This is a genomic window from Wolbachia endosymbiont (group B) of Xanthorhoe designata, assembly GCF_964028585.1.
Lineage (GTDB): Bacteria > Pseudomonadota > Alphaproteobacteria > Rickettsiales > Anaplasmataceae > Wolbachia.
The window spans coordinates 694,954-708,921 of the sequence record NZ_OZ034794.1 but is presented as its reverse complement, the minus strand read 5'-3'; the positions used below and the strand labels follow the sequence as shown (position 1 = coordinate 708,921).

The 13,968-nt window shown below is 34.8% G+C and carries 16 protein-coding genes; 9 read left to right on the top strand and 7 right to left on the bottom strand.

Features of this window, described 5'->3' with window-relative positions:
* Positions 1 to 28: 28 nt before the first annotated feature.
* On the bottom strand, positions 29 to 319 hold the full coding sequence (locus ABWU64_RS03380; RefSeq protein WP_006012576.1) for a co-chaperone GroES: 291 nt from the start codon (positions 317 to 319) through the stop codon (positions 29 to 31).
* Between the two features lie 113 nt (positions 320 to 432).
* On the opposite strand from ABWU64_RS03380, the gene ABWU64_RS03375 reads away from it, so the two are divergent.
* Entirely contained in the window at positions 433 to 1,230 is a 798-nt protein-coding gene (locus tag ABWU64_RS03375; RefSeq protein ID WP_135353082.1) for a YgfZ/GcvT domain-containing protein, read from the top strand.
* Between the two features lie 253 nt (positions 1,231 to 1,483).
* Here ABWU64_RS03375 and ABWU64_RS03370 read toward each other — a convergent pair whose 3' ends face one another.
* From ABWU64_RS03370 to ABWU64_RS03345, 6 genes are all read right to left on the bottom strand, one after another.
* On the bottom strand, positions 1,484 to 2,215 hold the full coding sequence (locus ABWU64_RS03370; protein ID WP_353279247.1) for a hypothetical protein: 732 nt from the start codon (positions 2,213 to 2,215) through the stop codon (positions 1,484 to 1,486).
* Positions 2,216 to 2,230: 15 nt separating this feature from the next.
* On the bottom strand, positions 2,231 to 2,560 hold the full coding sequence (locus ABWU64_RS03365) for a hypothetical protein (RefSeq protein WP_353279245.1): 330 nt from the start codon (positions 2,558 to 2,560) through the stop codon (positions 2,231 to 2,233).
* Positions 2,561 to 2,733: 173 nt separating this feature from the next.
* The gene (locus ABWU64_RS03360) at positions 2,734 to 3,660 is read right to left on the bottom strand and encodes an Rpn family recombination-promoting nuclease/putative transposase (RefSeq protein WP_353279243.1); all 927 of its coding nucleotides are present in this window, start codon (positions 3,658 to 3,660) and stop codon (positions 2,734 to 2,736) included.
* 51 nt (positions 3,661 to 3,711) lie between these two features.
* The gene (locus tag ABWU64_RS03355; protein ID WP_353279242.1) at positions 3,712 to 4,581 is read right to left on the bottom strand and encodes a replicative DNA helicase; all 870 of its coding nucleotides are present in this window, start codon (positions 4,579 to 4,581) and stop codon (positions 3,712 to 3,714) included.
* Between the two features lie 233 nt (positions 4,582 to 4,814).
* Complete coding sequence (locus ABWU64_RS03350; RefSeq protein ID WP_341816010.1) at positions 4,815 to 5,114, bottom strand: type II toxin-antitoxin system RelE family toxin; 300 nt, start codon at positions 5,112 to 5,114, stop codon at positions 4,815 to 4,817.
* On the bottom strand, positions 5,098 to 5,331 hold the full coding sequence (locus tag ABWU64_RS03345) for a hypothetical protein (RefSeq protein WP_341816009.1): 234 nt from the start codon (positions 5,329 to 5,331) through the stop codon (positions 5,098 to 5,100). Before ABWU64_RS03345 ends, ABWU64_RS03350 begins: the two co-directional genes overlap by 17 nt.
* Positions 5,332 to 5,459: 128 nt before the next feature.
* On the opposite strand from ABWU64_RS03345, the gene ABWU64_RS03340 reads away from it, so the two are divergent.
* The 8 genes from ABWU64_RS03340 to ABWU64_RS03305 all read left to right on the top strand — a co-directional run bounded on the left by ABWU64_RS03340 (position 5,460) and on the right by ABWU64_RS03305 (position 13,935).
* On the top strand, positions 5,460 to 5,870 hold the full coding sequence (locus ABWU64_RS03340; protein ID WP_353279240.1) for a hypothetical protein: 411 nt from the start codon (positions 5,460 to 5,462) through the stop codon (positions 5,868 to 5,870).
* On the top strand, positions 5,839 to 7,791 hold the full coding sequence (locus ABWU64_RS03335; protein WP_353279239.1) for a hypothetical protein: 1,953 nt from the start codon (positions 5,839 to 5,841) through the stop codon (positions 7,789 to 7,791). Before ABWU64_RS03340 ends, ABWU64_RS03335 begins: the two co-directional genes overlap by 32 nt.
* 239 nt (positions 7,792 to 8,030) lie before the next feature.
* Positions 8,031 to 9,890, top strand: a complete 1,860-nt coding sequence (locus ABWU64_RS03330; protein WP_353279237.1) for a pyridoxal phosphate-dependent aminotransferase — start codon at positions 8,031 to 8,033, stop codon at positions 9,888 to 9,890.
* Positions 9,891 to 9,988: 98 nt separating this feature from the next.
* On the top strand, positions 9,989 to 10,288 hold the full coding sequence (locus ABWU64_RS03325) for a hypothetical protein (RefSeq protein ID WP_353279235.1): 300 nt from the start codon (positions 9,989 to 9,991) through the stop codon (positions 10,286 to 10,288).
* Positions 10,289 to 10,437: 149 nt separating this feature from the next.
* Complete coding sequence (locus ABWU64_RS03320) at positions 10,438 to 12,054, top strand: aldehyde dehydrogenase family protein (RefSeq protein ID WP_353279233.1); 1,617 nt, start codon at positions 10,438 to 10,440, stop codon at positions 12,052 to 12,054.
* Positions 12,055 to 12,096: 42 nt separating this feature from the next.
* The gene (locus ABWU64_RS03315; protein WP_353279231.1) at positions 12,097 to 12,879 is read left to right on the top strand and encodes a hypothetical protein; all 783 of its coding nucleotides are present in this window, start codon (positions 12,097 to 12,099) and stop codon (positions 12,877 to 12,879) included.
* A complete protein-coding gene (locus ABWU64_RS03310) occupies positions 12,869 to 13,426 on the top strand; it encodes a hypothetical protein (protein ID WP_353279230.1) in 558 nt (185 codons plus the stop codon). Before ABWU64_RS03315 ends, ABWU64_RS03310 begins: the two co-directional genes overlap by 11 nt.
* The gene (locus ABWU64_RS03305; protein WP_353279228.1) at positions 13,426 to 13,935 is read left to right on the top strand and encodes a hypothetical protein; all 510 of its coding nucleotides are present in this window, start codon (positions 13,426 to 13,428) and stop codon (positions 13,933 to 13,935) included. Before ABWU64_RS03310 ends, ABWU64_RS03305 begins: the two co-directional genes overlap by 1 nt.
* The last annotated feature ends 33 nt before the right edge of the window (positions 13,936 to 13,968 follow it).

Below are 13,968 nucleotides of genomic sequence, written 5' to 3'. Positions count from 1 at the left end.
GCGCATTAGTTTAGTAAAATAGAAATACCTACTTGATAACAGCAAGTAGGTCTGATTCCTTCATCACGACATACTTTTCATTATCATGCTCTACTTCTGTTCCAGCCCACTGCCTGTAGAAAACCTTATCACCAGTTTTTACAGTTAAAGCTATACGCTCTCCGCTTGAGTTGCGTGAACCACCACCAATTGCTATAACTTCACCTTTAGTAGGCTTCTTTTCAGCACTTGATGGTAGTACAATTCCACCTTGTTTTTCTTCAGTAATAGGCTTTATTAGCACGTTATCATCTAATACATTTAAATTTACACTTGACATTTATGTTTCCTCATTAATAGATTAACCTACAATTCTATGTAGTCATCTAAAGGTTACATTTCAAGGGTTGGAGTTAGTAAAAGTGTATAATTTAAGGTTTGAACAGAAGTTTTATGGGTTACATACCGCTAGCAAACCGTAGTCTAATATCTTTATACGGACCAGATACGAGAGATTTTCTTCAGGGTGTTATAACAAATGATATTAATAAATTAAGTAGCCAGCAGGCAATTTACTCTTTATTACTCAACCCTCAGGGAAAATATCTGTACGATTTTTTCCTCATTGAGCATGATAAATATATTTATTTGGAGTGTGAAAATGCCCATCTACAGCAAATAATTGAAAAATTAGACTTGCTCAAAACTTACCTTAGAGTGAAGATTAAAGACATTAGTGCACTATATAAGGTTGGAGTTTTGTTTGATGCTAAGTTGGCGGAGTGTAGTAGTAAGTCACAAGTTATTTTTCAAGATCCAAGGCACAAGCTACTAGGAATGAGGATCATACATGAAGATGAAATAAAAGAACCGGTTGGAGATTTTATTCAGTATGAAAAAGTTAGAATTAAAAACCTTGTCCCAGATGGAGCAAAAGATATGGTGCAAAATTCATCATTTCCGCTGCAATATTTAATCGATAAGATAAATGGTATAAGCTTTAATAAAGGGTGCTATATAGGTCAGGAAGTTGTAAATCGAATGAGCAGACAAGAAAAATTCAGAAGGAAACTTTACCTTGTTGAGGGAAAAAATGCACTTCCAAATATTGGCACTAAAGTAATCAGTGAACATAATGAAGAAGTAGGAGAACTACGCTCTAGTGTCGACAATATTGGACTTGCATTGCTTAATACTGGAAAAAGCCACGCAAATTTATATGTCGGTGGAGTTAGCATTAAGACGTTATAAAATATCTATTCGAGTAAAAGCCCCTTTTTCTTGTTTAAATGTTTGTGATAGTTATCCACAGTATTGTGAATAACTCAGTTGATAACCCAGAGAAATACATATTTTACGCATTATGAGTACTTCGGAGATTCATAATAAAGTGGACAACTCTAAAAAATTATATCAATTTTAATCTTTTTTAGTTGTGATAAGGAATGGTCTTTAAGTTAAGATTTTAAATACTCTTAAAGTAATACTTGAGTGTTTTTGGATGCTAATCTAGGAGTTCAACAGGCACTTTTTTATGCTGTTTGAGAAGAGCAAAAATTGAATTTTCTCTTGCTGAAAGCGTGTGTTTCTTATATTTTCCATAATACACATTACGTATCTTATGATAGGTATATAGATATTTTTTATTAAAAAGGAAGGGGAGGTGCCTTCGTGTGATAAGAAAAAAGTCTTTTTCGGTGGTTACACCTATATTCTTCATTTTAGCTTTAAAACTGTTAAAGTAGTACTTCAATAACCCTTTTAGTCTTTTTTCGATGTGTACTTTAAGAAAATAACCACCACGACATGCTAAGATACCTATTCGATAAAGATTTGCACCGTGGACTTTTCTCAAAGTACAATATACTCCATGGGGTGTTGTTCCTAATTCCAATAGCTCCTTAATTCTCTCTTGATTAGTATTTTTAATTATAAGGTTAATATGGTGATCAACCTGTTCTTTCATACCTTCAAGGCTATATAAATGCTTATCATAAGTTACCCATAGATTTCTGATGTAGACCATTATTGCCTTAATTTCATGGTGATTTTGAAATTTTTCAAAAACTTTTCTTATAATATTTTCTCTGATAGGAATTAAATCCGTGATTTTTGACCTTTTAAAACTGTAAAATTTATCGGTCATTAGCTCAATAAAGTATTTAGCTGCTTCTTTTTGTGCTTGATTAGCGTAGATTTTTTTTTGCTTTATGTGGATTAAAGTGTCCTGAAACATACGTGCTACGTCCTTTTAATTGAGCAGAAATTCCATTTTAAACTCCTGTACTTCCTTGTTTTTAATAACTTGCAGTAACTCACGAGAGGTGAGATGAGTTTCATCATTGAAAGTTCTAATCGAAAGCTTGAGCTCAACTGACTTTTCTCGCGCTTTTATTCTTCTTCTGGAATTGATCCGTGCTCGAAGATGTTTGCTATTGGTATTAATTACGTGAGAGCTACCACGCACGTGAAAGTTATGGAATTTACAGTAAAAAGAGGTTTTCTTACTTTTTTTTACTTGACTTTCTTTTTTATTATGGTGAAAATTTGCATGCATGGCAGTGCTGGTAATCTTTTTCAATTGACAAGAAGTGATTACTATAAAATTTAAGTTGTGTAAAGGATAAAAAGTTATCCTTTACACAGAGTCCTTTCCCAAATTAGCAATTCCAATCCATTTCCATATGGTAAGTTTAATACGAGTTAATACTATGTAAAGCATAATTTTATGTTTACATGAATTTTTCTGAAAGTTTAATTTAGTATTAGCTTTTCAAGCTCATCAATTGCAAGACCAGTCGATTTAGCTATTAATTCAATAGATACACCAGCTTTAAGTAGGTTTTTTGCTATTTCAACTTCTCTTGTCTTTTTGCCTTCCTCTCTACCTTCCTCTCTACCTTCCTCTCTACCTTCCTCTCTACCTTCCTCTCTACCTTCCTCTTTAGCATCATCAAGTTTTTGAGCGAGGACAGCCTTCTCATCACGAATACGCTTTATTTCTTGTTCATAGGCTATAAATTCTTTCTCTGACCAGTTAAATCTATCTAGCTCTTCATATGCTTTTTTGATTATTACATCACTTCCTATTATTCTTTCTAATTCCCTTTCACTGGTTTCTTCTGCGTATTTAAAAAAGTAGATCCATTTTTCAACTATATTTTCTAGTTGATCTTCCTTGTTTTTGGGAAATTTTGGCAGTTCAATAAATGTAAAATAAAAATCTTTTAAATCGTGTTCATTAGTCTCTTCATCTCGAATAGTATGCTTTGATTTATACTCAGACTTATTTGGAAACAGAACACAGTCTGCTATAGCAATAAAGATAATTTCTTTAAGGTCATGATATTGATCACCTTTGTCAGCTTGTCTTGAATACGCTTTAGCAGCGTAATATTGAGCACGTTTTTCAAAGCCTTTAGTTTTTGCAACTTGCATTTCGACTATTACTTGTACTCCATTTTCATCTCTGCAGAGAACATCAACAATGCTTTGTTTTTTAGAGGCAATTTCAGCGTCCATTATAGTACTAAGAAACTCTATTTCTTTTATTTGATCTTTGCCAGTAAAGCCCAGAATATCATTGAGAAAGTGAATAAGAATATCTTTATTCTTTTCAGTACCAAAGATACGCCGAAAGGCAACGTCATTCTTTGGATCGAGAAATTTAGAAAAAGCCATAAGGAATTCGCTTTAAAATTATTAATATTATACACTATTTTCTATGATTTATCAATTTAATATCCTGCCAGTATTAACTTGATAAGGCACGGTAACTTTACCAGTTGAGCCACTTCTATTCTTTGCAACGTTTATCTCCAGTTCGTTATTGTAGCCTATTTTATAGTAGCTGTCTCTGTAGAGTAGTAAAACTATGTCAGCGTCTTGTTCGATGCTCCCTGACTCTCTCAGGTCTGCTAGTTGCGGTCTTTTGTTTTGTCTTTCTTCCACTCTGCGACTAATTTGTGATAGTGCGACAATTGGAACTTCAAAATCTTTGGCGATGTTCTTTAAAGTTCTGCTGATCTCTGTTACCTCAAGAGTTCTGTTCTCTGTTCTTCCTGATCCTCTGAGTAGCTGTAAATAGTCAATGTATATGCATTTTATGCTGTGTTTTCTGCAGATTGATGCGATCTTTTTCCTCAGCATATTTAAATCCATATTGCCTGAGTTATCGATGAGGATATTTAAGAATGTTATCTGATTTATTCCACGATATAAGAGGTCCATATCTTCATTCTTGAGAATGTTATTTATTGTCTCATTAACTTCAATGCTGATTATTCTATTGATCAGTTGATTGGCTGACATCTCAAGTGAGAAGAAGCAGACATACTCATGATCTTCTAGTAGCTTTGCGGCCTGCAAAGCCATGTATAATGCTATTGAGGTCTTACCAATTGAAGTACGAGCGGCGAGTACGGATAGTTCTCCCTCTTTAAAGCCACCTGTGATGGTATCAAGCTCCTTTATTCCTGTGGTCATTCCTTCGATGTCACTCGTATTGCTGAGTAGCTTATTGATGTAGTTTTTGTAGTCTTTGAGATAATCAAATATTGGCTTGACGTCCTCATCGATCCTGAGCCCTCCTTCCTGATCCATTCTTCACCTTAGGTGGCTTTGCTCAGCTCAAAAATAACTCATTTTTTTTGCTACCCCCCACTATAAGTTATATTATATTATATTATTTATATATAATATAATATAACTCATTGGGAGAGGCGACGAAACAAGATCTTGAGTTTGAGGAGCCTCCGGTTTTAGGTGAAGAATGGATCAGGAAGGAGGGCTGTATAATATTATATTTATAATTTACTTACTTAACGAAACAGAGTTTATTGAAAAACATGGTTCTTAAGTACCTTCAAAGCTTTCTCGTAAATGGTATCTCTATGTCCTATTGTAATAATAGTTACTTCATGTTTTTTGGTGTCTGCACAATACATAATACGGTAATCGCCAACTCTTAGTCTTCTGAACCCTTTAAAGCTATGATATAAAGGCTCACCAAGATTCACTGGATCGACTGTAAGGCGTTCCTGTATTGCTTTGTTTACTCTTAATTCTATTTTTATCGGTAAAGATGGAAGATCTTTTTCAGTGACATTCTTCAAAAATTTAATCTTGTAATCCACTTGATCTCCACTTTACATCTTTGTAATCAACTGTTTCTGCACCTTCAATATCATATTGATCAGCAACCACAGATAATAAAAAATCTTCCATTTCACTATCTATTGCTTCTTTAAGTAGTTTTTCTGCTAATGCTTGAGCAGGTTGCTTAGTAAGTTCAGATAATTCAGCAAGATGCTGTAAAGTTTCTTTACTGAAAGCTAAATTAGCGTTTGCCATAAGTTTTACCGAGTTCTACTACTGCACAATTATACAATATTTTCATGAAATTTTCAATAAAGAATTATATTGACATATTATGGTAGGGTGAATATATACCAGTATTAGCTTTTGCTGGTTAAGGAGAAATGACACAGAAGTTAATACTAAGCATAGTATTGCAAGACATTATTAGGAATAGGGAAGGTATGCCAGCCGCTGGCTACTGGATGTATTTCTATGACAAGAAGAGTCCAACAACTCTTCGTAATGCCTATTACAAAAACCAACAAGGAAATGTCGTACCAGCACCAAATCCTCTGCAACTTGATGAAAACGGTGCATTGCCCCATAAAATCTACTACTTTGTTGACGTAGATGACCCTGAAGATCGTTACATTGCAGAGCTAAAGTGCTGTTACGGCAATGCTGCTGCTCCTGAGATTGTTTTTACTGACCTACCTTACTTTCGGGAGCAGCGCAGCGCTGATCCAACTAGCGCTATCATATCTGATAATTTGTTTATCGATGGGCAGTTTATATATTGGTCTACAAATTGATGATCGAGGGCAGGGACCGGGCTATGTTTTACCTCAGTTCTCACAAGTACCAATTGCTGGACTTTCATGGCAGTTTTTAAGATCTTATGCCGATTCGATGCCAATACAAGATAGAACTGATATCGATAGGGTTTTCATTAAAGACATTACTGAAGCTGAGAGAATCGATGAAGGCAATCCTCGTTTTTATTTGAACGTTATTTGTGAAAAGCCTAATGAGAGAAATCCACCTCTTGAGAAAGCGATAGTATTTAAAAACTCTAATGCTCTATGGAGCGTTGTTTCTCAGTCACTGAAGCTCAAGTTCTATGCTTGGAGAGGAGGTGATGATATAGTTGTTAAATTACTAGCAATTCGTGATTTTGGTGCGAAGTCGTCAACACCGCCGAAAGTGAATGTAGTAGATAAATTTTTAATTGATTCTGATTCACCAAAAGTTTATGACACTAGCTTAACTTTGCTGGACTTTGTCATCCCTTCTGATATTGGTGATGATCAAAGTTTGACATTGAAGTTTCTATTGCCGACCGATCGGACATTTAATTTTAAAGCAACGAACTTTTATTGTGCAAAAGTCTCAGCGCCAGTTTCATCAGTTGATTTTAGGTATCCAACACAAAATTCTGATTTGGCGAAATCTAATTTGTTATTTTCGTCGTTTAAAGAAAATAAATACAGCATTAATAACAGTTACAATGAGCTAGTTTTTGCAATTGATGGGCTCAAGTTTGTCGATAATATTGGTGAACTAGTTTTCTATCCAAAAGGAGCAAAAGTTAATGAAGGAGAGATAAATTTAATCAAGTGCGATGGTCGCACACTTGATGGAGCGGCGATTAGTCCGCTCGGCATTGAATACAAAAGGCTATATGAAAAGTTAGACCATGCTCCAGTTAGCTTTGATATGCTACAAACCAAAGATGTACCAAATTGGTTTAATGCGATCTCAAGTGAGTACATTAAAAAGTTCGCTCTAAACAATAAAGTTAAAGTTGCTTTTGAAGGAGAGGGAGTAGTAAGTAGGAAGCCAGAGGGTGACGATATTGGTCATCTGTGGCTGGAGACTACGTTTCATGCTAATTCAGATGTTAACTATGACTTTCAGTATGTTGCAGCAGCAAGTAGCATGGATCTCACTACTTGTTGCCACTGCTTTGATATTACTGCTGATTATTTAGACTCTAATGACACTCGAATGACTAGTGATGGTATGAGGGATGTAAATTTTGCAAGTTCTAAGCTTGATTTTCCAGGTTATTTTAAAGTCAAAAATAAATTAAATAGGTTTAGGTATCCTCCAACTGAAAGTGTATCATATAAAAAAGGCATTGATAAAGTAGTTAAGCAGACTAAAGCACATTATTCTGTCAAAGAAAATTTTTTTTATTTAACAGTAAATCTTAATTATCAAGAGCCTGAGTATCCCTCTGGTTTAACTGGGTTTGTTACCCCAGTTAATTTGAGTAGTAGAGTTTATGATATTGGTTTTCCTCTAAATATACCATCGAGGAGTTCTACTTTTTTGCAGCAAAATTCTGATTTTGCAGGAACTTCACAAAATTATTTTCTATTTTCACCATGGTTTGTGAATTCAATGTCTAGAGTAGATGGTACATCTGTTGTTGGTTCTTCTAGTGATGCTTACGCTACTAGATTTCTTTCTTCTTTGACCACAACCACCTTTTTACCAATAAAAACGTGGAATGATTATATTATTTACAAACAATCAGCAACTGAGGAAAGAACACCAGGAAAACCAAATGTGCTATTTGCTGAGAAAAACTCAGTGATAACCTATGCTATGCAGCATAAAGCACTTTTTACACAAAGATGCCTCTATGTGATCAAATTTAAAGAAGTGAAAGTTGAATGTTACTCTATTATTCGAGGCATTTGTTACGTATTTAAAAGTAGGTTATAAAGATGAATGCCAGAAGAATTGCAATCAATCTTCTACTGTAGATGAAGTAACCCTTCAAAAAATAGCACCAAGTTTGTCTAGTTGTGTAAGTTTATAGCATATGCATCAAGCTAAAAGCTAACACAAGTAAAGTTGATAAAGAGAAAAAGAGCAATAAGGTATGAGTTCTTATAGGCATATTTTATTTTGGTATGGCTTAAAATTAGTTATAGGATCTGGGAACAGTGTAAAAAGGCTGTATGTATAATAGAAAAGATATTGTTAAGTTAAAAAACAAAGCTGAAAAATATTCCAAATTATGTAACTCTCTATTAAGGAAATCTGATGCGAGATACTCGGGAGATAGGTCAATTTCATCCAATGTAAAGTATATGCTAGAAAATATTGAGGATTTTATCAATTTTATAGAAGTCTTTAACCCTCTAGCTTTCTTTCAAAAGCGTGTTGCAATCCGTCACGTGCTAAGCGAAGATAAAATTTTAAAGGCGGATAACTGGAACGATCATTATGTTACAAAAGAAATAAGGCTTTGGAGAAGAAACTTAGAAAATGATTCTTATGAAAATATTCCTATCGAATTTCGAAAGGAGATATTTGATTATTTTTTCCGCAATGACTTTTATGGTGAGTTAAATCATAGCGGTATAATAAGGCTAAGTGAAGGAACAAATGACCTTAACTACCTTAGGCCACCAACAATAGTTGAAATTGCTCTTTCTGCTGCAATTGAAAATAATTGGTTTGGTTACTCTGATCCTTTAGGACACGTAGATACAAGAATGTCTATAACGAGGTTAGAGCAGTGTAGAAGAAATGAAAACCAAGTAGACGTAAGTAATGTTGCTGTTGTACAAGGCAGTACTTCTGGACTGCATGCCGTTTTATCAATGATAAGCAAAGGTAATAACTGTAAAAAAACTTGTGTAATTGCTGTACCGACTTATTCTCCAATATTTGATGATGCTGCGTTTAATTTTGAGCTGAATTTGTTAAAGTTGTCTCACGATTATGAAGCAAATTATGAAGAATTGTTTAAACTCGCTTCGAGTGAAAGTGTTGCTGTTATATTGTTTAGCATTCCTCACAATCCTTACGGTTTAAGGAAATTAAGAGATAAGCTAGGTAACTTGTGTGACATATGTAAATGCAGCGGTACTTTTCTCATCATTGATGAAGTGATTTTTGATCCTGAAATCAGCTCTTATCTAAATCCAATAAAATATCAAAACTTAATCATTATCTCTTCATATTCAAAAATGTATAACATACCAGGTCTTAAATTGGGTCATTTATTAGCAGATAAAGGTTTTATACAAAAATTCTACAGGCATGCTAGTACTACTTATGGTTCGCCACCATCATTTTTATATTTGACATCTACATGTATAGCTACATTAGAACATATATCATATAGTCACTGTTTTAATAATTCATTACCAAATGAAATAAAGAAACACGTATCGGATCTTAATCTAATATTTGGAGAGTTCAAAATTTGGAAAAAGTTTTACTCTTTAAATGTAAAATTCCAACACCTAGTTTTGAATATTTATTATCAAGATATTGGTCACGTCAGTATTGAAAAGGTAATGGGACTTGATGATCTATCACCAAACGTAATTATAAGGGTCAAAGGAAATGGAAGCGCATACAAGGATAGTTTGAAAGTCTTAGCACGTAGTAATGTTTCAGTAGTTCCTATCGAGTGTTTCTCTCCTCCATCTACTTGGCTGAGAGATTTAAGGGTAACGTTAGCCATAGAGCCGAGAAAGCTGGTAAGCGGTCTAGCTAACTTAATTTGTGCATTAGATGAAATTTATTCAGAGGAAACGAAGAACAATTGGTTACATGAAGATGACATTGTATGGCTTAGGGATATAGGTCTTTTTGATGATATAAAAGAATTTGATGGTTGGGCAAAATCGCATCGAACTTGTAAAAGGACATTAGAAATACTAAAATTCTACAAAAATGACCAGTTAAGAAGTGATATAATCTACCGCATTGCAAGTTTAAGCCAGTTAGGCTTGGTCTGGAAAAATTTGTCTATAAAAAAAGGAAATATTTATATAGAAAAGTTACCGGAGAGGAATTTATAGGAGATGCATCAAACCACAGGGAGATTTTATTTGCTTTGTTGAACTGCTATGGCAAGTTATCTAGTCTACCAAAACTTTCGGATTTGCTAAAGTCAAATATGATTGAGTTTTTCAAGATGGATTCTATAAAAGAAACGAAAAATATAATGTTGCAAATTGTTTTTGTTGCATCAGAGTTACAGTGGTTAAATATGGATTTACACTCCATAAGTAGCATTGAAAGTATACTATGTGGTTCATTAGACAAGCAGGGTTATTATGATTTTCTTTCTAAGATTTGTGAAGAGCTTCAATTGTCAAGGCTATTGCAAAACGAAAACAGTGTTTTACCTTCATCCTCTATGGTAATTTCAGATATAGAGGAGTTTGGTAAAAATCATAGCCCTATACTTCCGTGATTGAGTATCATTTTAAATACCAAACATATAGTACGTACAGCTGGTTCACTAGGGGAGATAGAAAGTGACCTTACCTAGAAAAAGCTAAGACATTGTATTATGAAAATGATGCATCAAATTGTTTGGGAATGCAATAGTCAATAGATGATATGATAAGATGTGAGAAAAGAATACCACCAAAGGGGGAAGAATTATGGGACCATACAGGAATGAAAAACGTGTTAAATAATAATTTTCCAATACTGAGGAAGAAGAAAGTTAGTGAAGATCCTCATGATAACTTACTTATGATCGAGAATAGCAACTTTTTACAAGAAAAAGCAAGAAAAGCCATTATAGATGAGTTGCAAAAATATGGAATAAAAATTTCATATGAATTCCAATTTCCACAGTATATCTCAAATGAAGATGGTGTCTATATAAATCTAGCAACAAAAGTAGGGCCAATATTGGGACAGTATATAAAACCAAGTACATACGTGAATGAAATAAAAATAAAGCAAGCTTGTGAAGTAAGATACGATCCAATGGACTTCAGGTATGTATTTGCATGTGCGCAAAAATTTTCAACTTATTTAAAGCACAACCAGGGAAAAATTATACAATGTTTACAAAGTTATGAATGTCTAGATGTTGCAGTGGATGAAATCAAACGTTCTGTTGATTTACCAGATAATTTGAATCAGAATTCTGAGTACTTCAAAGCACAAGTTAGCTGTATAGTTTCGTTTCTGCCATTAAATCAACCTCTATATTCATCTGTATGTTTTGGTTGTATTATGTCTTTAATGGCAAAAACTGCTATAATAAGACCTCCTACGGTCATGAAAAGTCTATTTGAAAATTTGACAATAGTATCAAAATTTAATAATTTCTTTCCGAACCTTATTATATCATATGATGATAAAAATGAATTCATTCAGAAAAATAGGTCAGTAGCAGATGTAGTAATATTTACTGGAAAGTACTATAACGCACAAAAAGTGAAAAAGCAATTTAAGGAAAATGTATTATTTATTTTCAATGGTGCTGGTCATAATCCTATAGTAGTTTCAAAAGATGCTAATATTGATAAGGCAATAGACAGTATTTGTAGAGTGTGTTTACAAAATCAAGGGCAAGATTGTGCAGCTCCGAATTCAATACTAGTACATTCAAAAATTTCGAACTTGGTTGTTAATAAATGTATTCAAAGATTGGATTTGATTAAGAATTGTATTGGTGATTATGCTAATTATAATAATATTATTGGACCAAATACTGACTGCTCTCACGCTCTAAAAATTGCACGAGTGTTATATGAAAACAGAAATTTCTTGCAGTATGGTGGAGAGATTAATCCAGCAACAGGCTTAATTAAGCCTATAGTACTTGTTAAACCCTTATTAGAAGGCGGTAATTTTTCTGAACTTTTTGCGCCAGTTATTATTTTACAGCCTTACGAGACAGATGAGGATTTAAAAATGTACTTTGAACATCCTAATTATAAGTCACACGCTATGTATGTAACTTTGTTTGGTACAAGCAAATATGTTGAAATATTAATTGAGAAAGGTTTGCATACCAGGGATAACATATTGCATGATACGGATCTTCATGTAGAAGAGAGAGGATTTAAGCCATATGGAGGGTTAGGCATAGAAGCAAGTTGTATACAGTTTTATAATAAAATTATACCAGGTGCAACTTTACCACAGCGCGATATATATACTTACTTAATTGGCCCAAGTATAGAACGGACAAAAGGAATAAGTATCTCTCATTAATAGATGTGATCTTACTTAGAAAAAGTGGAGAGAAAGTTTGTAATGCCGCAAGCAAGTGTTGCCAGCGGAAAAGCGCAGCGTTTTGCTGATCCTCGTGAGATGTTACTCGAGTATGTGGCAGTAGATGGCATCCAGCCTATCGTGATACCGCCAACTGGCTCTGATCCGAACCTCGCTATATTAATGCAGCAGGCTCTTAGTTTGCTTTCACAGATTTGGAGTGACACTACAAACATCGTAAAAGACAGTAAGTATTCATCTGCTGCTGCCTTGCGTGACAAACTAAAGGAAAACGAAGGTAGTGTCACTTCCTATTACTTTGCCCATCAAATTACGCTCAACCAAGTAGGAAATGTTCTGCTTTCCTTACTACCTTACAAGTTGGCACAAGATGATGAGACTTTAACTAGTTTAATTAATTTTAGCAGGTCTACAAATGTCAAAATTAAGATAAGTGAATCTCTAGAAAGACAACGTGAGAAGGATAATGAACTGATGCTGAACGTTATGCAGTATCTTGGTCCGAATAACCAACAAATCAGTGTCGAGCTTTTAGGAGAGATGCTGCTCAATCAAGATACGGTGAGCAGCAAGATGCTGCGGGAAAAAGTGCTGAGCATTGGCCAGCAGCAACAAGAGCAGCAGGCGCAAGCACAAGAGCAGCCAACAGAGCAGGAGATTAAACTGCTTGAAATACAGTCAAAAGAAAGAATTGCTGAGCTAAAAGCTGAGGTTGATCTTCTTGCTGAGAAGTTAGCAGTAATGCGTGAAGAGATGCGTAATGCGCATGAGGAGAAAATGTTGAGGGAGAAAAGTGGAGCTTAAGGTTAAAAAATTTTCACTTGCAAAAAAACTGCCTGAAAATGTCTTAAGTGTTGATCTTGGCAAGAGCAATGGTTTTGCCTATGTCAGGGACGAAACACTTTACTGTGGCAGCTATGTTTTAGGCGTGGAAAAATGGCGACTTGATGGAGAGACATTGCGCCGAATTAGCGAAGAGTATCAGGGAGTTATTGCGCTTTTGCTTTCCAGCAATCCAGAGCTTGATTTAGTGCTACTTGAGGACAATCAGTATTTTTTAAAGCAAAAATACATCAAAGGTAGCCACATGTCGTATTACAAAAAGCTGCAAATAATTGTTGAAGGACTGTTTTGTTTGCACTGGAAGGGCGAAGTTAAACGTTATTTTGGAGGTAGCCTTAAAGTGAGATGTTTTGGTTCAGCTCGTAAGGAGATTGTAAAAGAACGTATTAAAAAAATGCTTAATGTTTCGCGGCTATGTGATCACACAGCAGATAGCGTAGCAGGACTGTTTGCTGCGGAAAGGCCGTGTATAATACCAACAAACGTGGCGGTAAAAAAGGAGGAATAATGTTAGGAGATTTATTTGATTGGCTTTTTGGTAGCTCTAAAGCTAATCGTCAGTTTGAAAATAACATTGCTATGCAAAAGGATTTGTATGGTAGATACAATAAATTCATGGAGAATTTGGGAGGCCTCGGGAAAGGTGGTCCGGGAGGATTTATAAATAACATAGCATCGCAATACCGTGAAAATCCTTATCAGCAGTTTGTCAGCAATCAAATGAACACCGCACTTGGTAACAACTTACGTGCCAGTGGTCTTGATCGCTCAAGCTATGGTCTTTCTAAGGTTGCAAGTTTAAACTCTGATCTTGCCTCTAAAGGTTTAAATGACTTTATCAGTTCGTCTTTAGGTGGATTGCAAGGCCTGATCGGTGCTCATGGTCTTGGTGCGCAGATTGGTCAGAACTTAGGTGGTGGCTACACTTCGTACGGGAGATCGATAAATGATCGCTGGCTAGCTATGAATCAAATGCTAGGTGGGCTTGGTCAGGGTATAGGGAGAAATTTGGTTTAACTATTATATCAGTATTAATATAACATTAATACT